Genomic DNA, 20,083 nt, shown 5'->3' with positions numbered 1-20,083 from the left:
AGTCCGCCGACGAGCCGCCTACCGGCTTGTGGGTGCAGGCTTGTTCCAGCGACGTTCGATGGCCCCCGAGGAGGCCGCCTGCAGCAGCCGCTTGAAGGTCGGGCATTCCGAATGACTCGGAGCGGGGCAGGCCGCCGCATGGCGCAAGCCATTGCTCATGGCCTTCAGGCGTTTGATCAGGGCGTCGAGCTCATCGGCCTTGGTAAGCAACAGCTGCCTGTCGATGTTCGGCGTGCCATTGGGCGAGAACATCGAGCGGATCTCATCTAGCGACAACCCAGCCGCCTGGCCCAGTGAAATCAGCGCCAACTGGTCGAGGATGCCGGGGGCGAACCAGCGCCTGGTCCCTTGCTGGCTGAGGGAAGTGATCAGCCCTTTCTTCTCGTAGTAGCGCAGTGTCGATGACGGTAAGCCCGTTCGTCTGGCGACCTCGGCAATGTCCATCTGTGATCCCTTGACTTGAAGTTGACTTCAACTTCTAGAGTGGCCCCGACACCTCCCATCGTCAACGCACAAGGGGCTCACATGAATATTCCCAACGTCATCATCACAGTGGCCTGCATCGGTATCGGCGCCACCGCCGTCATGGACATCTGGCTGCTCGTTCTCAAGCGCATGGGCGTGCAGACCCTCAACTTCGCCTTCATCGGTCGCTGGGTCGGTCACCTGCTCCGTGGTCGCTTTTCCCACGAAGCCATCGCCAGGGCGGAGCCCATTCCGGGTGAGCTGGCCCTGGGCTGGTTCACCCACTACGCCATCGGCGTTGGCTTCGCGGGCTTGCTCGTGGTGCTCACCGGCATCGGCTGGACCGCCAGCCCAACCCTGCTGCCCGCCGTGCTGGTAGGTATGGGCACCGTCGCCGCGCCGTTGCTGGTGATGCAGCCGGCCATGGGCGCCGGCCTGTTCGCCAGCAAGACACCCATACCGATGAAGAACTGCCTGCGCAGCCTGGCCAATCACAGCGTCTTCGGCCTGGGCCTGTTCCTTGCCGCTGCCCTGGTGGACTGGGTCGTCCGCTGATGTGCGGGATGAAATCGGATTGTTTGTAGGAGCGAGCTTGCTCGCGAACAGCCCGAGCACGATGTTTCGCGAGCAAGCTCGCTCCTACACGTCGACCTGGCTAGCTGCATCCGCGACGCCACCTTATAGGGGTCATAGGCAAGTCCACGCTGCAGCCCCATAGGGTAGCCGCCGTCAGTTCAACCGGTATTTCGCCAGCTCATCCTTCGTCAGCACCCGCATGCGCGTTGGTTCGATGCTGTTCATCTCGTCCAGCAGGCTCAAGGGGACGTTCATTTCCCTGAGGTAGGCGGTCGGGCTGTAGCGGCTGCCGACGGGGGCAACCTGGGCGGAATCGCCGTGGGGGAAGTAGGGGCGGTGCAGGCCGACGTAGCCGCGCACGGTCTTGTTGCGGCCGGCGGCCAGGAGGTAGACGCAGCTGCCCTGGCACACGCCGTCGGTAGGGACCATCACATCGAAGCCGGTTTCCCGCAGCAGGCGGCCCATGCGGATGGCTTCGGTCACACTGCCGCCGATGTTGTCCAGCAACACCAGCTTGCGGTCGAACTTGCCGGCGTTGGCGCGCAAACCTTTCATCAGGGCTTCGTAGTCGCCGGGAGCGATGTCTTCTGAAATCTGCACGGCGAGAATCCGGCCCGCCTTGGTGTGCTGGACGGGTTGGACTTCCACCTTGGCAAAGGTGGCAGCCGAACAGAGAGCGGCAAGACAGAAGACAGCGGCCTGGAGGGTGGTACGGCTCATGGAACAGGCACTTCCTGTGGGGCAGTTGGCGACGGCAGGAGAAGATACCCGCAAAGGTGCATGGGCTCCATATGGGCAGGCAAGGTGGTTTCGTCGGCTGGCGACTGGAAGCGGGGAAGGGGAAATTGCGGGAATACTTGCAAGCTATTATCATTCGCGCCTTTCGATTTCCGACCCTTCCTATCCCCAGATGCCTCAGCGCAATCATGGCTTCTTCGAACACTATGAAGAACTCATCGGCACGTGGACGCGCCGGCTGAGGAATCGCCATCGCGCCGAGGATCTGGCCCACGACGCCTTCGTGCGCGTCCTGGAAACCGACCAGGGCAACGTCCAGCAACCCCGCGCTTACCTGCACCAGACCACACGCAATATCGCGGTGGACCAGTTCCGCCGTGAGGAGCGCCGCGCCCAGTTGGAACTGGACATGGCCGGGCAGGACGAGGAGGGGAGGAACGACCCCGAGGCCTATATGCACGCCGTGCAGCTTGCCGATTCCATCGAGAAGGTGCTGGCCGAGTTGCCCGTGAACTGCCGGCAGGTTTTCATCTGGCAGAAGCTGGAAGGGCTGAGCCAGGCGGAAATTGCCGAGCGCCTGGGGTTATCCAAGAATATGGTGGAGCGGTATATGATCCGCACCCTTCGCCATTTGCGTGAGCGCCTGGACTTGAGCGCTTCATGAGCCGGACCTACCAGACAGGGCACCAAGACCCGATCCATGGACAACCACCGCAGCCTGATTCCCGCCACCTGGACGGCGCAACGATGACGCACGCCTGCAACGTACGAGACGAGGCTGCCCACTGGTTCAGCCGCAATCGCGACCCCGAGCAGAGCGCCGAGGAGCGCTGCCGCTTCGAAGCCTGGCTGCAGGCGGATGCGTTGCACCGCGAGGAGTACCGGTTGCTCGAGCAGATGTGGAGCGCTGCCGACCTGATCCCCGAGCAACGCCTGCGCGCGCTCTGCACGGCGGAGGTTCGACCCTTGCCGGTAGCGTCGCGCCGGCGTTTCCTGCAGGGCGCGCTGGCGGCTGCAGCCAGTGTGGTGCTGGCGGGTGGGGCGACCTACCTGTTCGATCCCTTTTCTCTGCGCGGCGACACCTTTGTCACCCAACTTGGTGAGCGCCACCAGGTCACGCTGGCGGATGGTTCGACGCTCGACCTCAACGGCCGGACCCGCGTCACCGTCCTCTACGGTGATGACCGCCGCCTGGTGCGGATAGATGCCGGCGAGGCAATGTTCAGCGTGACACCGGACAAGTCGCGGCCCTTTGTGGTGGAAGCCGGGCCCGGCCGCGTGACGGTCACCGGCACTCGCTTCAACGTCCGCCATGACGCGCAGGAGATGCGCGTGGCAGTCGAGTCGGGCCAGGTGCTGGTGGCAGGCGGGCAGGGCGCGGCAAGCCGGCCGTTGATGGCCGGAGATGGCGTGCGGGTAGGGGCAGACGGCAGCATCGGACCGGTGCAGCGCATCGACGTCCAGGCCGTCACTGCCTGGCGCCAGGGCAAGCTGATTTTCAACGATGTGCCCTTGGCCGAGGTCGCGGCAGAGGTGTCCCGCTACCGGGAAAGACCGCTGCGGGTTGCCCCGGAAGTCGCGAGCCTGCGCTTCTCCAGCGTGTTCCGCTCGGACGACACCAATGCCTTGCTGACGGCCTTGCCGCGCATCCTGCCGGTCAAGGTCAGAACCCTTTCTGATGGCTCAAACGAAATTATTCCGTTTTAGATTCAGGTTTTTTTCGTCTCGTTCGTCTTCTCGTCCGACTCTTCACGCCCAGCGCATGGCTGGGCGCTTTCTTTCAGGACCGGACGAACGTGAATAACGAAGTACAGCAACACGCGGTATCGCCAGCCTCCTCTAGCAAGCCCCTTCGTAGCCAACCCTGGCTGTCCCTGAGCCTGGCGGTGGCCTTGGCGGTGGGCAGCCTCGGCGCCGTGGCCTCCGAGCGCAAGGAAGTACACATCCCGGCCCAGTCCCTGGCTGGCGCCCTTGGTCAGCTTGGCCAGCAGACCTCGCTGCAGCTGTTCTTCAGTCCCGATCTGGTGGCCGGCAAGGCGGCCCCGGCTGTCGACGGCACCCTGTTGCCGGAAGAGGTCCTCGCTGCGTTGCTGGCCGGCAGCGGCCTGACCTTCGACCTGGCGGACGGCACCGCCATCCTGCGCCGGGTTTCCAGCGAAGAAGGCGCCTCGGCCATGGAACTGCCGGCGTCCAGCATCAGCGTCGTCGGTGACTGGCTGGGTACGGCCGAAGATGCCGTGGTACAGAACCACCCCGGCGCCCGCACCGTGGTGCGCCGTGAAGCCATGATCGAGAAGGGCGCGATGAACGTGCGCGACGCCTTGCGTTCGGTCCCCGGCGTCCAGGTGCAGGAGTCCAACGGCACCGGCGGTAGCGACATCGCCCTGAATTTCGGCGTGCGTGGCCTCACCTCGCGCCTGTCGCCCCGTTCCACCGTGCTGATCGACGGCGTCCCGGCAGCCTTCGCCCCCTATGGCCAGCCGCAGCTGTCCATGGCGCCCATCTCGCTCGGCAACCTCGACAGCATCGATGTGGTACGCGGTGCCGGCTCCGTGCGCTATGGCCCGCAGAACGTCGGTGGCGTAATCAACTTCGTCACCCGCGCCATCCCGGAGAAATTCTCCGGCGATGTGACCACCACCATGGAAGACACCGCCCACGGTGGTTGGAAATACCTCAACAGCGCCTTCATCGGCGGCACTGCCGACAACGGCATCGGCGCCGCGTTGCTCTACTCGGGCGTCAATGGCGACGGCTACCGCGACAGCAACAACGGCAACGATATCGACGACGTCATGCTCAAGACCCACTGGGCGCCCACCGAGCAGGACGATATCTCGCTGAACTTCCACTACTACGACGCCACGGCCGACATGCCCGGCGGCCTGACCCAGGCGCAGTACGACGACAATCCCTTCCAGTCCGACCGCGACTGGGACAACTTCAGCGGCCGCCGCAAGGACGTCTCGCTGAAGTACCTGCGCCAAGTGGATGACGTTACCCAGGTCGAGGTGCTGACCTACTACAGCGACAGCTTCCGGGGCAGCAACCTCGCCAGCCGCGACCAGGCTTTCCTCAGTTCCTTCCCGCGCAGCTACTACACCTACGGTTTCGAGCCGCGCGTTTCGCGCATCTTCTTCGCCGGCGACAGCACCCATGAAGTGGGCGTCGGTTACCGCTACCTGAAGGAAGCCATGCACGAAGAGACCAGTCGGGTGCGGCTGGTGAACAACGTTCCGACGCCGACCACCGGCCCGTCGGCGGATGGCCATGTCTATCAGGACCGTACCGGCGGTACCGAGGCCAACGCCTTCTACCTCGACGACAAGATCGATGTCGGCAACTGGACCATCACCCCCGGCGTCCGCTTCGAAAGCATCAACACCGACTGGCATGACCGCCCGGTGCGCGGCACCAACGGCCTGCCAGTGCAGGAGAAGAACCGCAGCAAGGACTACAACGAGCCGCTGCCGGCCATCAGCGTCATGTACCACCTCTCCGACGCCTGGAAGCTGTTCGCCAACTACGAAACCTCCTTCGGCAGCCTGCAGTACTTCCAGATCGGCCAGGGCGGCATCGGTGATAACACGGCCAACGGCCTGGAGCCGGAGAAGGCCAAGACCTACGAAGTGGGTACGCGTTACAACGGCGATACCTGGGGCGGCGAAGCGACGCTGTTCTACATCGACTTCGACCATGAACTGCAGTACATCAGCAACGACGTGGGCTGGACCAACCTGGGCGCCACCAAGCACCAGGGCCTGGAGCTGTCGGGCCACTACAACCTGGACGAAATTCTCGCCGGCCTGAGCCTGACCGGTACCTACACCTTCACCCGTGCCACCTACGAGGGCGACATCCCGGGCTTCGAAACCCGCGACCTGCCGTTCTACTCGCGCCATGTGGCCAACGTCGGGTTGCGTTATCAGGTCGAGCGCTGGACCTACAACTTCGATGGCTACGCCCAGTCCGGCCAGCGCGCACCGGGCACCGGTATCGACTCCAATGGGAACTTCACCGGCGACTACATCACCGAGCCGACCGCCGATGGCCAGTTCGGTGACATTCCCGGCTACGTGACCTGGAACCTGCGCGGCGCTTATGACTTCGGTGAGCAGCTGTCCAACCTGAAGCTGGGGGTAGGTGTGAAGAACATCTTCGACAAGCAGTACTTCACCCGCTCCAGCGACAACAACGCAGGCATCTACGTCGGCCAGCCGCGTACCTGGTACGTGCAGGCCAGCGTGGGGTTCTAACGCCCGGGCTGCTGACTGACCTTGGTTGGTGGGCTGAAGCCCACCCTACGAATCGGCAGTCGTAGGATGCGGTAGAGCGAAGCGAAACCCATCAGAGGCGCGGCGCCCGGCGGACCGGTGAAGCCCGACCCACCCGAATCGGCAGCCGTAGGATGCGGTAGAGCGAAGCGAAACCCATCAGTGCTGACCGAAGACTACGTGCGGTGGTTACAGGAGCAGTTGGCCGGGGGCGCGTGGGTCAGCATCGAGCAGGCCGACGACGACGGTCGCGCCAACGAGCTGTTGAGTCGCGCCGAAAACGGCTATGCCGGGCTCGCCTATCGGCTATGGCGGTCGGATTGGGAGCCGGAAGCGGTCGCCTGACTGCTCCGGCTAACAGGTCATCCGGCTTTTCCTACGGAGCCGATACGTTCGGGTTGATGGTGCTGCCGTTTGGTGGTGATGCCGATCAGCATAATCGCTACGGCCAGCCCCAGGGTCGAAGTCACCTCGATCCGGTGCTGAGGCATGACGAACATCACGCCCAGGACGAAGACGATGAATGCGATGACCGCCCAGGTCAGCCAGGGGAACAGCCACATCTTGAAGGCGATTTCGGCGCTCTGTCTCTGCAGCATCGACCGCATGCGCAACTGGGAGAAGGCGATGACCAGGTAGACCAACAGGGCAATGGAGCCGGAGCTGGCCAGCAGGAAGGAGAATACCTGGGAGGGTGCGAAGAAGTTCAGGGCGGTCGTCAGCATGCCGATGAGTGTGCTGGCGATGACGGCGGCGCGGGGTACGCCGGCGGCGGAAGTCCGCTGGATAAACGCCGGCGCATCGGAGCGCTTGCTGAGCGAGAAGATCATGCGCGAGGAAATGTAGATCGACGAGTTCAGGCAACTGGCCACCGCCACCAGTACCACCATGTCCACCAGGAACTTCGCGTAGGGGATGTTCATGATTTCCAAGGCGCGCTGGTAGGAGCCCTGGACGGGCAGCAGCGGATCGTTCCACGGCACGACGGAGATGATGACGAAGATCGACAGGAGGTAGAAAACGCTGATTCGCCAGATCACCGAGCGGGTGGCCTTGGCGATGTTCCGGGCCGGGTCGTTCGACTCGGAGGCGGCGATGGTAACCGCCTCGGTACCCATGTAGCTGAACATGGTCGTCAGCAGAGCACCGATGATCGCGGTCCAGCCATTGGGTATGAATCCGCCATGCTCCGTCATCAGACGCCGCAGGCCGCTGACCTCGCGATCAGGCAGGACGCCGAGAAGGGCACTGGCGCCCAATGCGATGAAGGCGACGATCGCGATGATCTTGAGCATTGCGAACCAGAACTCGAATTCACCGTACTTCGCCACGCTGAAGAAGTTGGTGGCAGTCAGCAGGACGGTGACCGTCAGGGCGAAGAACCAGGTCTCGACCTGCGGGAACCAGTTGTTCAGCACAACGCCTGCGGCGATCGCCTCGATGGGAATCACCAGCACCCAGAACCACCAGTACAGCCAGCCGATGGTGAAGCCGGCCCAGCGGCCGATGGCCCGGTCCGCATAGGTGGAGAAAGAACCGGTGTCGGGGCTGGCCACCGCCATTTCCCCCAGCATGCGCATGACCAGGACGACAAGTGTCCCGGCCATCGCATAGGCCACGATCGCGGCAGGGCCGGCGGATGCGATGGCATGTCCGGAACCGACGAACAATCCCGCGCCGATGATGCCGGCGATCGAGAGCATGGTGATGTGGCGAGGCTTGAAGCCTTGCGCCAACTCGCTGCTTGCGCTTTCCGCTCTAGTGATGGTCATTCTGATCTCTTCTCTTGGCCTTGTTATGGAGATGCGAAGTTGCCGGCAGGTCGCTGGGAAGTCGGGAGGTCGAGTCTCTTCTCGACGCGTCCTCGACTCAGCGGCAAACCCGTGATGAAGTTCAGTTTTGGTAGGCATCACGCGTGGTTGGTATAGCCCACCTGGTTCGGGGGTCGGTTGCCCATACTCGCCACCGCATAGAGGAAAATCGACATCGGTTTGTGTGCTCCCGGGAGCTCATCCATTAGGTGGATATGGACGGTTCGGCGGATATGCTTCGAGACCTCAAGACAGGACCGTGGTCACGATAATCAAGGCAGTTCCTGCTGACAGGAGCGACGAGGGCTGCTTCCCGAAGGACCACTAAGCGCAGGCAGTCGCATATACCGGCTCCAGAGCGATGATCATTTCTGCGTTACGCGCATCGAGTCCGTCCAGGCTCTTCAGGAACAAGTACTGCGATAGAGACCCATGCAGAACACACCCAGAACGCCGGGGTAGAACCAGTCAGTCGTCGCCAACCAAGTGTCTAAAGCAGAAGAAGCTCGGCAGGCTAAACCTTGAAAAAGTTGCGCTTTCGGAACTGTCCTGGGGGCATATCGAACATTGCGCGAAAACAGCGCTGAAAATGCGAAAGGGTCACGAACCCGCTCGCCACCGCAATTTCGATTAGCGACTTGTTGGTCTGCTGCAACAATTGGCGTGCACGCGTGAGCCGCAATTCGAGGTAGTAGCGGGGAGGAGTTGCCTGCACGTAGCGCCTGAACAGGCGCTCCAGGTGTCGTCTGGAGATACCCACATAGCGCACGATCTCTTCGATCTCGATGGGGTCTTCTATGTTGCTATGCATCAGCTCCAGCGCAAGCTTGAGTGTCTTCGGCAACGTTGGATCGAAATCAATCGACACGACAGACACATCCACAACTTCCCGCATCTTGTCGCAGCTAAGGACTTCCTCTACCGCACTCACCAGCTCCTGGCCAGCACTGTGGCGCACCACGTCCAGCATCATGTCCAACGAGCTGTTCGCTCCGGCGCAGCTGATTCGCTTGCGGTCGAGCACTTGGGCATGATTCGTCATTCTCACCTTGGGAAAGACTTCCGCCATCATCGCCCTGCCGTCTGGATGAAAGGCGCAGTCGTGGCCATCCATTAATCCAGCCTCGGCAAGAAAGTAGGCACCATTCCAGAGTCCGCCAAGCACCGCCCCTGCCGCATCGGCTGATCGCAGCTTCGCCCGCAACAGGACCTCACCTTCGAGGCGAACGCGGAAACCGCCGCACACCACGATTATGTCCTGGGTTTTTTCAGCCAGCTGGGACAACGTGCAATCGGTGGAAATGGAAATGCCCAGATCACTTACTACCAGGTTGCTGTCTTCCCCCACGACCTGAATCTCGAACACCGGGGCCGAGCTCATGAGATTGGCTGTGATCAAGGCATCCACCGCACCAGTGAAGGCCATCATCGAGAAGTGCTCGCGCAGGATGAACGACACGCGACGGACCGGAGTGGTCAGCCCTGAACGACGGGCCTTGTCCAGGTGCGCCAGGTTCTTGCTCTTCAGAACGCTCTCGAAGGAGGCTCTCATTTTGTCACCCCAAGGCATGCAACGGACCAGCGGCGAGCGGCGCGGCATTAACAGTCGTGGTGGGGCCCGCCGCCCTGGAGGCGATCCTGCTCAAGTTGTTAAAAAGGCGTTAACGGTGCCTTGCGTGCGCCCCTGACTTCCCCCGTCGACAACGCATGAAACCGCTGATAGGGCTAACAGGCTATAGGCTTCACCACTGCAGGAAAATTTGACCTGTCTGAAATGGCTAGCTGGGCTAGGAGGTAGATTCTTTCTGCGTTGACTCGACAAAGGAGCCTCACCCTGGAGGTGATGTGCCCACCCGAACCGGCAGTCGTAGGATGCGGTAGAGCAAAGCGAAACCCATCAGGGGCCACCCCAACTTTCACTCCCAATCATCCGGCTTCTTGTCCTTGCTCGGTGCCTTGTCGCTGATGCGTTTCACGTCTGCTGCCGGCACCTGTTCCGGTGGCTGGCTGGGCCCCTGTGGCCTGGGGGCGGGTGTGCGGACATTCGGATCGCTGCTCATCGGGGGTCTCTCCGGTTTGCGCCTTCCCCCTAAGCCCAGCACAACGGCGAGGGATGCGCTGGCCGTCGGTCGCCTCGGGTATCGGTGAATGGCGCGATGGTGGAATCTAGGTCCAGAACACTTGGCAAGCGGGAGGCTGGGCCATGAGCAGCAACGTCGACCTGAACCAGCGACCGCCCTACGACCAGGTGATCCAGGACATCGCCGACTATGTACTGGATTACCGCGTGGAGTCGGCGGAGGCGCTGGATACCGCGCGCAACTGCCTGATGGATAGCCTTGGCTGTGCGCTGCTGGCCTTGCGCTTCCCCGAGTGCACCAAGCTGCTCGGCCCGCTGGTGGAGGGCACCCAGGTGCCCCAGGGATCGCGGGTGCCGGGCACCTCTTATCGGTTGGACCCGGTGAAGGCCGCCTGGGACCTCGGCGCCATGATCCGCTGGCTGGACTTCAACGACACCTGGCTGGCGGCGGAGTGGGCGCATCCCTCGGACAACCTCGGCGGCATCCTCGCCGTTGCCGACCACCTGTCCCAGCGGCGTGTGGCGCGTGGCGAGCCGCCACTGAACATGCGCCTGGTGCTTGAAGCAATGGTCAAGGCCCATGAAATACAGGGCGTCATGGCCCTGGAGAATTCTTTCAATCGCGTCGGCCTGGACCATGTGGTGCTGGTCAAACTGGCCTCCACCGCAGTGTGCGCCTGGCTGATGGGAGCGACCCGTGAGCAACTGCTCTCGGCCATTTCCCACGCCCTGGTGGATGGCCAGGCCCTACGCACCTACCGCCATTCGCCGAACGCCGGCTCGCGCAAATCCTGGGCGGCGGGAGATGCCACCAGCCGGGGCGTGCGCCTGGCGGATATCGCCCTGCGCGGCGAGATGGGCGTTCCCGGTGTGCTGGGGGCGCCCCAATGGGGCTTTTACGACGTGTCCTTCAGCCACACCAACAAGGACCTGGCGACCAAACCCTCGGCACAGCACCGTTTCAGCCTGCCCCAGCCCTTCGGCAGCTATGTGATGGAAAACATCCTGTTCAAGGTGAGCTACCCGGCGGAGTTCCATGGGCAGACGGCCTGCGAGGCAGCGGTGCGCCTGCATCCGCTGGTACGCAACCGCGTCACCGAAATCGATCGTATCGTCATCAATACCCAGGAGTCGGCCATCCGCATCATCGCCAAGGAGGGTGCCCTGGCCAATGCCGCCGACCGCGATCACTGCCTGCAATACATGACAGCGGTCGCCCTGGCCTTCGGCGACCTGACCGCCGAGCACTATGAAGACGGATTCCATCAGGCCCACCCGATCATCGACCGCCTGCGCGAACGCATGGAGGTGATCGAGGACCCGCGCTACAGCCGCGAATATCTGGAATCCGACAAGCGCTCCATCGCCAATGCCGTGCAGGTGTTCTACAAGGATGGCCGCAGCACGGAGAAGGTAGAGGTCGAGTACCCCATCGGCCACCGCCGGCGGCGCAGCGAAGGGATGCCCTTGCTGGAAGAGAAGTTCAAAGCCAGCCTGGCGACCCGCTTCGCGCCCCAGCGTTGCGCCGGGGTCCTCGCCCAGTGCAAGGACCAGGCCGCGCTCGAGGCGATGCCGGTGGAGCAATTCGTGGAGTTGTTCGTGATCTGAGGCGGGAAGGGGACCGGCGCGATTGGCCGGCCCCGGAGCGATCAGTCGTCGTAATGGTTCCGCCCGCGACAGACCTTTTCCTTGTCGAATACTTCGCGCGAGGCGCTGATGCGGACCCGGCAGGCGCCGTCGCGGTAGTCGCGGTGCCAGTCGCCGCGTCGCCAGGTCTTGCCACGACCGTTCGGACAACGGATGACTTTCCTGAAATAACCGCGGTCGGTGATTTCCTTTACCCGGCAGGGGCCATCGCGATACTGCTCGACCCTGCCGTCGTCCCTGTCCCATCTGTGGTCGGCCTGGGCACTTTGCACAGTGCCGGCAAGGGCTGCGACCAGAACAAACACACCCACGAACGGGCCTGTTTTCATTTCATTACCTCGATTCCGATACGGCTGGAGTTGGCCAGTGCCCACGCGCTCATCGCGATGCTCGACCTGGCGACGCTTAAGACCGCGCGGCGGCATTTTTGCTCCGTGGTGCAGCGTGTCCGACAACGGGACGGGGGAGGGACGGGGTACCTATACTCAAAGAACCTGGGCCGAAAGGCACACGGGTGGGCGAATCCTCATGAGCGCTGCGCAAGTTTCCCTTGGAATCCGAGTGGAGCAGGTGCCCGGCAGGCTCCTCGGAACTCCGGGTACGCTGCTTTCGATGCTGATCGTCATCCTTGCGCTGACGGTCGGCGGGTGCGCGTCGAAACCCGAACCACCTCCCGTGCTGGTATCCCAGGCCACCTGGAACCGGGTGGACAGGGACATCGCCGCCGCTTCCCTGGCGGCCACCAGCCAGGCTCGCCGCTATGCCCAGGAATCCATGGAACGCTGGATGGACCTGGTCTACCGGCAAACCGATAGCGAATTCCTCCCCTGGTTCTCCAGTTTCTGGACCCGCAAGTGGCTGAGCATGAAGGTGGGCTGGTATCGCCTGAGTTCCGACGGCGAGCGCGAGGAAACGGTGAACCGGCTGGCCGCCTACCTGCAGGAGGAATATGACGAACAGGTGCTGGAACCGGTTTCCCGGGAGCTCGATCCGGACGACATCATGGAGCAGGCCACGCGAACCTACATCCAGCAGCTCGATGAGCGTCTGCAGGTTATTCCCCAGCGTTTCGGCGTGCCCGACGATCAGTTCGCCCTGCATTTGCAGAAGATCCCAGCCATCGAGTTGCCGCCACCGGGCCATAGCGCATCCCTCTACCAGGTGCTGAAGGCTGACCCGCTGGAGGAACTGCCCGCTTATTCCTCGCTCATGGAGCGGATCCGCAATGCGCCGGGTGGCGCCGGGGCCTGGGCCACCGATGACGGCCTGTCGCGCATCACCCGGGACACCAGCCAGCAATTGGAATCGGAACTGGCGACCAGCGGTGCTGCCAGTTTCGTCACCAGCTTCATGGGGCGCGTGGCTGGCCCGGTGTTGTCCCTCGGCTTCACCGGCATCAGCGCGATGCTCAATGAAGAAGGGCGGCCTGATCGTGAAGCGACCTTGCGCAAGAGCCTCAACCAAGCCTTCGACGAGGAGTGGCTGGAGCTGATGCGCAACCCGGAAGTAGGTGTGATGGCCGGGGTGATCCACCTGTCCGGGCAGGTGGAAAACAGCCTGACGCAGACCAGGACCCAGCCCATCCAGTTCCAGCCGCTGCCGCGAGTGATTCCTGCCGAATAATCCGCCGTGGGCCTCGCAGCTTCCTCGCCGGCCTGACAGGCCTGTCATGAAATGCGAAGCGCCTGACGCCCTATGAGAAGCAGCCGATAGGGGGGATGCCTAGAGTCCAATCCATGGGTCCGTGACCCGCCTACAAGAATTGAGATTGGAGAATAAGGCATGGCCAAAGCCGTTCGTTTCTATGAGACCGGGGGTCCGGAAGTACTTCGCTACGAAGAGGTCGAGGTCGCTGACCCGGGCCCCGGTGAAGTCCGTATCCGGCACGTTGCCGTAGGGTTGAACTACGCCGACACCTATTTCCGCAATGGCACCTATCCCATTCCGCTGCCCAACGGCATCGGCGTGGAAGCCGCTGGCGTGGTGGTGGCAGTGGGCGAGGGCGTGAGCAACGTCGCCCTGGGGGATCGCGTGACCTACACCGGCTTCCTCAACACCCTCGGGGCTTACAGCACCGAGCGTCTGGTGTCGGCGGCGCCGCTGATCAAGCTGCCCGAAACCATCGCCTTCGAGACGGCTGCCGCCATGACCATGCGCGGCCTCACGTCGGCCTACCTGATGCGTCGCATCCACGACTTCAAGGAAGGCGACAGCATCCTCCTGCACGCTGCCGCTGGCGGTGTGGGGCTGATCGTTTCGCAATGGGCCAAGCTGCTCGGCCTGACCGTGATCGGTACGGTGTCCACCGAAGCCAAGGCGGAAGTCGCCCGGGCCCACGGCTGCGACCACGTGATCAACTACAGCGACGAAGACATCGCCAAGCGCGTACGTGAGCTGACGGGCGGGCGCGGCGTAGACGTGGTCTTCGACAGCGTGGGCAAGAACACCTTCAACGCCTCCCTGGATTCGCTCAAGCGTCGCGGTCTGCTGGTGTGCGTCGGCACCGCCTCCGGCCCGATTCCGGCCTTCGACCCGGTGCTGCTGGCCATGAAGGGCTCGCTGTTCATCACCCGGCCGGCGCTGGCCGACTACATCGCCGATCCGGCCGAGAAGGCCGATCTGGTGGGCGAGCTGTTCGACCACGTCGGCAACGGCCGCATCAACATCGACATCAACCAGCATTACGCGCTGGAAGATGCGGTCCAGGCCCATCGGGACCTGGAGTCGCGCAAGACCACCGGTTCGTCCATTTTCGTCATCTGAGGGCGCTGACCATGAAAGTCGAGCAACTCACCTGCGCCATCGGTGCCGAGATCAGCGGTGTGAACCTGGGTCATGCGTCCCGCGACGACGGCCTGTTCGCCGAGATCAAGGCGCTGCTGCTCCAGCACAAAGTGCTGTTCCTGCGCGACCAGGACATCAGCCGCGCCGAGCATGTGGCCTTCGCCCGTCGCTTCGGCGAGCTGGAGGACCACCCGGTGGCCGGTAGCGACCCGGAGCATCCCGGCCTGGTGCGCATCTACAAGACCCCCGACAAGCCCAACGACCGCTACGAGAACTCCTGGCACACCGACGCCACCTGGCGCGACGCACCGCCCATGGGCAGCGTGCTGCGCTGCGTGGAGTGCCCGCCAGTGGGCGGCGACACCATGTGGGCGAACATGGCGCTGGCCTACGAGAAGCTTCCCGAGGATGTGAAACAGCGCATCGAGGGCTTGCGCGCCCGCCACAGCATCGAGGCCAGTTTCGGTGCGGCCATGCCCGCTGAAAAGCGTCTGGCGCTCAAAGCCATGTACCCGGATGCCGAACACCCGGTGGTGCGCACCCATCCTGAAACGGGCGAGAAGGTGCTGTTCGTCAACGCCTTCGCCACGCACTTCACCAACTTCCATACGCCGGAACATGTCCGCTACGGCCAGGACTTCAGCATGGGCGGCAGCGACCTGCTGCGCTACCTGGTCAGCCAGGCCTACATCCCGGAGTACCAGGTGCGCTGGCGCTGGAAGAAGAACAGCGTGGCCATCTGGGACAACCGCTCCACCCAGCATTACGCGGTGATGGATTACCCGCCCTGCGTTCGCAAGATGGAACGTGCCGGGATCATCGGCGACACGCCTTACTGACCACCGATCCGCCCGGCCGGACATCACCCGGCCGGGACTACTGAACAAGAACATACCGAGGACATTCCCATGCAATTCTTCGACGATTCCCTGCACCCGGAAAATATGGAAAAGGTGGTCATCACCGTGGCGCCCTATGGCCCCGAGTGGATGCCGGCCGATTTCCCGGAAGACATCCCGGTGACCATGGACGAACAGGTCCAGAAGGCCGTGGACTGCTATGAAGCGGGCGCCACCGTGCTGCACCTGCACGTACGCGAGCTGGATGGCACAGGCTCCAAGCGCCTGTCGAAGTTCAACGAGCTGATCGCCGGTGTGCGCGAAGCCGTGCCGGACATGATCATCCAGGTGGGCGGTTCCATCTCCTTCGCCCCCGAGGGTGAAGGCGAGGCGGCCAAGTGGCTGTCCGACGATACCCGCCACATGCTGGCCGAGCTGACGCCGAAGCCCGATCAGGTCACCGTGGCCATCAATACCACCCAGATGAACATCATGGAGCTGCTCTATCCGGAGTACCTGAAGGGCACCTCCCTGGAGAACCCGGTCTACCAGGCCGCCTACAGTGAGATGACCGTGCCGGCCGGCCCGGCCTGGGTCGAGGAGCACCTCAAGCGCCTGATGGCCAATGGCATCCAGCCGCACTTCCAGCTCACCGGCATGCATGCCCTGGAAACCCTTGAGCGCCTGGTGCGCAAGGGCGTCTACAAGGGCCCGCTGAACCTGACCTGGATCGGTATCGGCGGCGGCTTCGACGGCCCTAACCCGTTCAACTTCTTCAACTTCATCCACCGCGCACCGAATGGCGGCACCCTCACCGCCGAATCGCTGCTGAAGAACGTGCTGCCGTTCAACACCATGGCCCTGGCCATGGGCCTGCACCCGCGCGTCGGCATCGAGGACACCATCATCGACCAGCACGGCAAACGCTTCACCTCGGTGCAGCAGATCCAGCAGACCGTGCGCATCGCCCACGAGCTGGGTCGCGAAATCGCCAGCGGCAAGGAAGCGCGCGAGATCTACAAGATCGGCGTGGAGTACAAGGACGTGGAAGAAACCCTGCGCATGAACGGCATGGCACCGAACCGCCAGCCGGGCCAGAAGCACGTTCCCATGCGTGCCTGACCTGCGTAGACCAAGGGCCGGCCCACAAGGCCGGCCCAGGTGGAGCGGCAATCCGCCGTTCCGCCAGTTTGGTTCAGTAGGAAAAAACGCCGCGCGAAGGCCGTTTTCCTACTGAACTCAGCGTGACAAGAACAACAAGACGCACACTCAAGGTAATCCAATGGCTTTCCATGCTACTGCCACCGCCGAGTTCGACGATTCGGCCGTGAACGTCCCCCGTACCTACGCCTGGGTGGTGTTCGCCCTGACGTTCGGCCTGCTGATTTCCGACTACATGTCGCGGCAGGTACTCAACGCGGTCTTCCCGCTGCTCAAATCCGAGTGGACGCTGACTGACTCCCAGCTCGGTCTGCTGAGCGGAATCGTCGCCCTGATGGTAGGCCTGCTGACCTTCCCGCTGTCACTCCTGGCCGACCGTTTTGGCCGGGTAAAGAGCCTCGTGCTGATGGCCATGCTCTGGAGCCTGGCGACCCTGGGCTGCGGCCTGGCGAAGAACTACGAGCACATGTTCATTGCCCGCTTCCTGGTGGGCGTGGGTGAGGCGGCCTATGGCAGCGTTGGCATCGCCGTGGTGCTGTCCGTCTTCCCCAGGCAATTGCGCGCCACCGTTACCGGTGCCTTCATGGCGGGTGGCATGTTTGGCTCGGTGCTGGGCATGGCGCTCGGCGGCATCCTCGCCGAGAAGCTGGGCTGGCGCTGGTCCTTCGCCGGCATGGCATTCTTCGGCATGGCGCTGGCGGTGATCTATCCGCTGGTGGTCAAGCAGTCGCGCCTCGGCAATCCGCTGCCGGCAGCCAGCGCCACGGACGAGTTTCCGTGCCGTCGTCCGCTCAAGACCCTGTTCGCCAGCCATTCAGTGATCTGCGCCTACGTCGGCAGCGGCCTGCAGCTCTTCGTGGGGGCGGCGGTGATGGTGTGGTTCCCCAGCTACCTGAACCGCTACTACCACATGGGTACCGACCAGGCCGGCGTGGTCTCGGCCATCATCGTGCTCACCGGCGGCGCCGGCATGATCGTCTGCGGCATCCTCAGCGACCGTCTGTGCCGCAACGCCCCGGACCGCAAGATCGCCCTGGCCATCGCTTACTGCCTGATCAGTTGCGTGCTGCTGTCCGTGGCCTTCCGCATGGCGCCCGGCTTGCCGCAACTGGTGATCATCGGCCTGGCCATGCTGGTGGCGACCGGCACATCCGGCCCGGCCGGCGCGATGGTTGCCAACCTCACGCACTATTCGATCCACGGTACGGCCTTCGCCACCCTGACCCTGGCCAACAACCTGTTGGGCCTGGCGCCGGGGCCGTATATCACCGGTGTACTGGCTGACAGTGTCGGCCTCGACCGCGCCTTCCAGTTCGTTCCGCTGATCAGCGTCGCTGCAGCCCTGGTGTTCTGGTACGGCAAGCGTCACTACCACCGGGACATTCAGAAGCTGGCACCGATGATGGCCAGCGAGGAGCGCCCATGAAACCGCTGTTGGTCGAGATGACCTTCGACTTTATCTGCCCCTGGTGCCTGATCGGCAAACGCAACCTTGAGCGGGCCCTGGGCACCCTGGCCAAGAGCCGGCCGGACGTTCCCGTCGAGCTCCGCTGGCGGGGTGTGCAGTTGCTGCCGGACCTGCCGGCGCAGGGCGTGCCCTTCATGGAGTTCTATGTGCAGCGGCTCGGTAGCGAGGCGGCGGTGCGGGCGCGCCAGGAGCAGGTGCAGGAAGCCGCGTACCACGCTGATGTGGACATGGACCTGCGCCGCATCACGACCATGCCCAACACCGCCAATGCCCACCGCCTGCTGGAGCTGGCGATGGGGCAGGGCAGTGCCCGGCAGGTCGACGCGTTGCTGGAGCGCCTGTTCGCCAGTTACTTCGAGGCGGGCGAGGACCTCAGCCAGGGCGAGCTGTTGCTGCGCCTGGCCAGCCAGTGCGGCTACGACCCGCGGCGTCTGGAAAGCGCGCTGTATGACGATGGCCGTCCCTACGTCGGCCGCGAGGCTGTCCCGGCGAACCAGGCGGTGCCCTCATTCCTGATCGACCAGCGCCCATCCCTGGCCGGTGCCCAGCCGCCGTGGCTGATGTTGGCCCAGCTGCAGCGCGCCCTGGAACTGCGTCCGACGACGGAGGCCTGCCCGGCATGAACCAGCGGGTGGAAGTCCCAGCGGAAAAGGTACCGCCGGCCGGTGGACGCAGCCTGTTTCGCCATGACGGGAAGTCCCTGGTGCTGTTCAACCTGGGCGGCGAGCTTTATGCCATCGACGAAGGCTGTCCGCACAAAGGCGCCTCGTTGTTCTCGGGCCGGCTGGACGGGCGCCTGCTGCATTGTCCGGCCCACGGCCTGCGCTTCGACCTGGCCACGGGCTGCGTCCCGGGCGTGAGCGGTTTTGGTGTCGCCACCTATGCGGTGGAGCAGCAGCAAGGCCGTTGTTTTATCGATTTGTCGCGGCCCCGGCCGCAGGAAACTCTCGCATGTCTGCAACTGCAATAGCCGCGCTGGGGTCGCGTACCCGGGTCTTGATGCCCGGTGTGATCGTCAGCGCCATGGTCGCCGCGGCGGCCACCTTCCTTTCCGAGCACTACGGTGCTCCGGTGATGCTCTTCGCCCTGTTGCTGGGTCTCTCGGTGAACTTCCTGGCGACTGAAGGCGCGTGCAAAGCCGGTATCGAATTTACCGCCCGCGAAGTACTGCGGGTGGGGGTGGCGCTGCTGGGTATCCGCATCACCCTGGAACAGATCGCGTCCCTCGGCTGGCAGCCAGTCGCCATGGTGGTGGCACTGGTGGTGGTTACCATCCTCGTGTCAGTAGCGGCGGCGCGTCTGCTTGGCTTCAACAGCCTGTTCGGCCTGCTCACCGGTGGCGCCACTGCCATCTGCGGCGCGTCGGCGGCCCTGGCCTTGGCCGCGGCTTTGCCCAGCCATCCGCAGAAAGAGCGCGCCACGCTGTTCACCGTGATCGGTGTGTCGGCACTGTCCACCCTGGCGATGATCCTCTACCCGATGATCGCCGAGGCCCTTGGCCTGTCGCCGCTGCACGCCGGGCTGTTCATCGGCGGCACCATCCATGATGTCGCCCAGGTGGTGGGCGCTGGCTACAGCATGTCCCACGAAACCGGCGACAGCGCCACGGTGGTCAAGCTGATGCGGGTCGCCATGCTGCTGCCGGTGATTCTCTGCGCCGCCATGATCACCCGACTCCGTGGCGCCGAACCCGGCAGCAAGCGGCCGCCGCTGCTGCCCTGGTTCGCCGTGGGTTTCGTGGTGCTGGCCGCCACCAACAGCACGGGCGTCATTCCGCCGGCGGTGCAGGAGGCCGGCAACGAACTGTCGCGCTGGTGCCTGGTCATCGCCATCAGCGCATTGGGGATGAAGACCCAGCTCAAGGAACTGGCCGCGGTGGGTATCAAGCCGATCTTGCTGATGGTGGGTGAAACCGCATTCCTCGCCGCCCTGGTCCTGGCCATGCTGCACTGGGGTTTCTAACGCGTTACTCCTGCTCCCGTGAGGGGGTCATCGACGCCTGCCACAGCGGGCTTTCACCGCGCCGAAGCTTTGTGGGACGGGCTTCGTAGCGCGGTTTTTTTTTGCGTTTTTTGTGGGTCCGAATACAGAGGCGAAACGGGCCGAAAGGCCGTTGGTAGGATGGCTAGAGCGCAGCGAAACCCATCGCCGGATTGATGGGTTTCGTACCTCTACCCATCCTACGTCGCTGTCCTTTGCCACCCGACGCTGGCGGCGCCGCCACGCTGCCGGCGAGCTGC

At 63.6% G+C, this 20,083-nt stretch carries 20 protein-coding genes; 14 read left to right on the top strand and 6 right to left on the bottom strand.

Annotated elements, in window-relative coordinates; genetic code table 11:
• Positions 1-18 precede the first annotated feature (18 nt).
• The gene (locus tag FFS60_RS06495; protein WP_137821451.1) at positions 19-444 is read right to left on the bottom strand and encodes a helix-turn-helix domain-containing protein; all 426 of its coding nucleotides are present in this window, start codon (positions 442-444) and stop codon (positions 19-21) included.
• Between the two features lie 81 nt (positions 445-525).
• Between FFS60_RS06495 and FFS60_RS06490 the strand changes: the two genes are divergently transcribed.
• Positions 526-1,020, top strand: a complete 495-nt coding sequence (locus FFS60_RS06490) for a DUF2938 domain-containing protein (protein WP_137821450.1) — start codon at positions 526-528, stop codon at positions 1,018-1,020.
• Between the two features lie 174 nt (positions 1,021-1,194).
• Here FFS60_RS06490 and FFS60_RS06485 read toward each other — a convergent pair whose 3' ends face one another.
• Positions 1,195-1,761, bottom strand: coding sequence for a hypothetical protein (locus FFS60_RS06485; protein ID WP_137821449.1), 567 nt, complete (start codon positions 1,759-1,761; stop codon positions 1,195-1,197).
• A gap of 190 nt (positions 1,762-1,951) precedes the next feature.
• On the opposite strand from FFS60_RS06485, the gene FFS60_RS06480 reads away from it, so the two are divergent.
• From FFS60_RS06480 to FFS60_RS06465, 4 genes are all read left to right on the top strand, one after another.
• Positions 1,952-2,443, top strand: coding sequence for a sigma-70 family RNA polymerase sigma factor (locus FFS60_RS06480; protein WP_137821520.1), 492 nt, complete (start codon positions 1,952-1,954; stop codon positions 2,441-2,443).
• A gap of 83 nt (positions 2,444-2,526) precedes the next feature.
• Positions 2,527-3,486, top strand: a complete 960-nt coding sequence (locus FFS60_RS06475) for a FecR family protein (RefSeq protein ID WP_137821448.1) — start codon at positions 2,527-2,529, stop codon at positions 3,484-3,486.
• A 161-nt stretch (positions 3,487-3,647) separates the two neighbouring features.
• Positions 3,648-6,035: a TonB-dependent receptor gene (locus FFS60_RS06470; RefSeq protein ID WP_256658043.1), complete on the top strand. Its 2,388-nt coding sequence runs from the start codon at positions 3,648-3,650 to the stop codon at positions 6,033-6,035.
• A gap of 180 nt (positions 6,036-6,215) precedes the next feature.
• Positions 6,216-6,398 (top strand): hypothetical protein, encoded by a 183-nt coding sequence (locus FFS60_RS06465; RefSeq protein ID WP_137821446.1) that lies wholly within the window; start codon positions 6,216-6,218, stop codon positions 6,396-6,398.
• Between the two features lie 17 nt (positions 6,399-6,415).
• Here the strand turns inward: FFS60_RS06465 and gabP are convergent, their stop codons facing one another.
• The 3 genes from gabP to FFS60_RS28625 form a co-directional block, all read right to left on the bottom strand.
• Positions 6,416-7,825: a GABA permease gene (gabP, locus tag FFS60_RS06460; protein ID WP_137821445.1), complete on the bottom strand. Its 1,410-nt coding sequence runs from the start codon at positions 7,823-7,825 to the stop codon at positions 6,416-6,418.
• Between the two features lie 553 nt (positions 7,826-8,378).
• Entirely contained in the window at positions 8,379-9,416 is a 1,038-nt protein-coding gene (locus tag FFS60_RS06455; RefSeq protein WP_137821444.1) for a GlxA family transcriptional regulator, read from the bottom strand.
• A gap of 364 nt (positions 9,417-9,780) precedes the next feature.
• A complete protein-coding gene (locus tag FFS60_RS28625) occupies positions 9,781-9,924 on the bottom strand; it encodes a hypothetical protein (protein ID WP_003454081.1) in 144 nt (47 codons plus the stop codon).
• Positions 9,925-10,067: 143 nt separating this feature from the next.
• On the opposite strand from FFS60_RS28625, the gene prpD reads away from it, so the two are divergent.
• Positions 10,068-11,552: a 2-methylcitrate dehydratase gene (prpD, locus tag FFS60_RS06450; RefSeq protein WP_137821443.1), complete on the top strand. Its 1,485-nt coding sequence runs from the start codon at positions 10,068-10,070 to the stop codon at positions 11,550-11,552.
• A gap of 41 nt (positions 11,553-11,593) precedes the next feature.
• Here prpD and FFS60_RS06445 read toward each other — a convergent pair whose 3' ends face one another.
• Complete coding sequence (locus FFS60_RS06445; protein WP_245586511.1) at positions 11,594-12,016, bottom strand: hypothetical protein; 423 nt, start codon at positions 12,014-12,016, stop codon at positions 11,594-11,596.
• 103 nt (positions 12,017-12,119) lie between these two features.
• Between FFS60_RS06445 and FFS60_RS06440 the strand changes: the two genes are divergently transcribed.
• The 8 genes from FFS60_RS06440 to FFS60_RS06405 all read left to right on the top strand — a co-directional run bounded on the left by FFS60_RS06440 (position 12,120) and on the right by FFS60_RS06405 (position 19,805).
• Positions 12,120-13,214, top strand: coding sequence for a hypothetical protein (locus tag FFS60_RS06440; protein ID WP_256658042.1), 1,095 nt, complete (start codon positions 12,120-12,122; stop codon positions 13,212-13,214).
• Between the two features lie 159 nt (positions 13,215-13,373).
• Complete coding sequence (locus FFS60_RS06435; RefSeq protein ID WP_028629331.1) at positions 13,374-14,354, top strand: quinone oxidoreductase; 981 nt, start codon at positions 13,374-13,376, stop codon at positions 14,352-14,354.
• Between the two features lie 11 nt (positions 14,355-14,365).
• Complete coding sequence (locus FFS60_RS06430) at positions 14,366-15,214, top strand: TauD/TfdA family dioxygenase (RefSeq protein ID WP_137821442.1); 849 nt, start codon at positions 14,366-14,368, stop codon at positions 15,212-15,214.
• Positions 15,215-15,283: 69 nt separating this feature from the next.
• Complete coding sequence (locus FFS60_RS06425) at positions 15,284-16,336, top strand: 3-keto-5-aminohexanoate cleavage protein (RefSeq protein WP_028629333.1); 1,053 nt, start codon at positions 15,284-15,286, stop codon at positions 16,334-16,336.
• Between the two features lie 160 nt (positions 16,337-16,496).
• Positions 16,497-17,801, top strand: a complete 1,305-nt coding sequence (locus FFS60_RS06420; protein WP_137821441.1) for an MFS transporter — start codon at positions 16,497-16,499, stop codon at positions 17,799-17,801.
• Entirely contained in the window at positions 17,798-18,466 is a 669-nt protein-coding gene (locus tag FFS60_RS06415) for a DsbA family oxidoreductase (RefSeq protein ID WP_137821440.1), read from the top strand. The genes FFS60_RS06420 and FFS60_RS06415 overlap by 4 nt, the downstream gene beginning before the upstream one ends.
• The gene (locus FFS60_RS06410) at positions 18,463-18,813 is read left to right on the top strand and encodes a Rieske 2Fe-2S domain-containing protein (RefSeq protein ID WP_137821439.1); all 351 of its coding nucleotides are present in this window, start codon (positions 18,463-18,465) and stop codon (positions 18,811-18,813) included. The genes FFS60_RS06415 and FFS60_RS06410 overlap by 4 nt, the downstream gene beginning before the upstream one ends.
• Complete coding sequence (locus FFS60_RS06405) at positions 18,795-19,805, top strand: YeiH family protein (protein WP_028629337.1); 1,011 nt, start codon at positions 18,795-18,797, stop codon at positions 19,803-19,805. Before FFS60_RS06410 ends, FFS60_RS06405 begins: the two co-directional genes overlap by 19 nt.
• Positions 19,806-20,083: the final 278 nt, after the last annotated feature.

Source organism: Pseudomonas sp. D(2018) (assembly GCF_005502555.1).
GTDB classification, from domain to species: Bacteria; Pseudomonadota; Gammaproteobacteria; order Pseudomonadales; family Pseudomonadaceae; genus Metapseudomonas; species Metapseudomonas resinovorans.
The sequence above is the reverse complement of the archived record's forward strand: the minus strand, read 5'-3'. Positions and strand labels throughout refer to the sequence as shown.

Coding starts and splice junctions, on each gene's coding strand:
- FFS60_RS06495 (WP_137821451.1), bottom strand. CDS start 444: ATGGACATTGCCGAGGTCGCCAGACGAACGGGCTTACCGTCATCGACA.
- FFS60_RS06490 (WP_137821450.1), top strand. CDS start 526: ATGAATATTCCCAACGTCATCATCACAGTGGCCTGCATCGGTATCGGC.
- FFS60_RS06485 (WP_137821449.1), bottom strand. CDS start 1,761: ATGAGCCGTACCACCCTCCAGGCCGCTGTCTTCTGTCTTGCCGCTCTC.
- FFS60_RS06480 (WP_137821520.1), top strand. CDS start 1,952: ATGCCTCAGCGCAATCATGGCTTCTTCGAACACTATGAAGAACTCATC.
- FFS60_RS06475 (WP_137821448.1), top strand. CDS start 2,527: ATGACGCACGCCTGCAACGTACGAGACGAGGCTGCCCACTGGTTCAGC.
- gabP (WP_137821445.1), bottom strand. CDS start 7,825: ATGACCATCACTAGAGCGGAAAGCGCAAGCAGCGAGTTGGCGCAAGGC.
- FFS60_RS06455 (WP_137821444.1), bottom strand. CDS start 9,416: ATGAGAGCCTCCTTCGAGAGCGTTCTGAAGAGCAAGAACCTGGCGCAC.
- FFS60_RS28625 (WP_003454081.1), bottom strand. CDS start 9,924: ATGAGCAGCGATCCGAATGTCCGCACACCCGCCCCCAGGCCACAGGGG.
- prpD (WP_137821443.1), top strand. CDS start 10,068: ATGAGCAGCAACGTCGACCTGAACCAGCGACCGCCCTACGACCAGGTG.
- FFS60_RS06445 (WP_245586511.1), bottom strand. CDS start 12,016: ATGCCGCCGCGCGGTCTTAAGCGTCGCCAGGTCGAGCATCGCGATGAG.
- FFS60_RS06440 (WP_256658042.1), top strand. CDS start 12,120: ATGAGCGCTGCGCAAGTTTCCCTTGGAATCCGAGTGGAGCAGGTGCCC.
- FFS60_RS06435 (WP_028629331.1), top strand. CDS start 13,374: ATGGCCAAAGCCGTTCGTTTCTATGAGACCGGGGGTCCGGAAGTACTT.
- FFS60_RS06430 (WP_137821442.1), top strand. CDS start 14,366: ATGAAAGTCGAGCAACTCACCTGCGCCATCGGTGCCGAGATCAGCGGT.
- FFS60_RS06425 (WP_028629333.1), top strand. CDS start 15,284: ATGCAATTCTTCGACGATTCCCTGCACCCGGAAAATATGGAAAAGGTG.
- FFS60_RS06420 (WP_137821441.1), top strand. CDS start 16,497: ATGGCTTTCCATGCTACTGCCACCGCCGAGTTCGACGATTCGGCCGTG.
- FFS60_RS06415 (WP_137821440.1), top strand. CDS start 17,798: ATGAAACCGCTGTTGGTCGAGATGACCTTCGACTTTATCTGCCCCTGG.
- FFS60_RS06410 (WP_137821439.1), top strand. CDS start 18,463: ATGAACCAGCGGGTGGAAGTCCCAGCGGAAAAGGTACCGCCGGCCGGT.
- FFS60_RS06405 (WP_028629337.1), top strand. CDS start 18,795: ATGTCTGCAACTGCAATAGCCGCGCTGGGGTCGCGTACCCGGGTCTTG.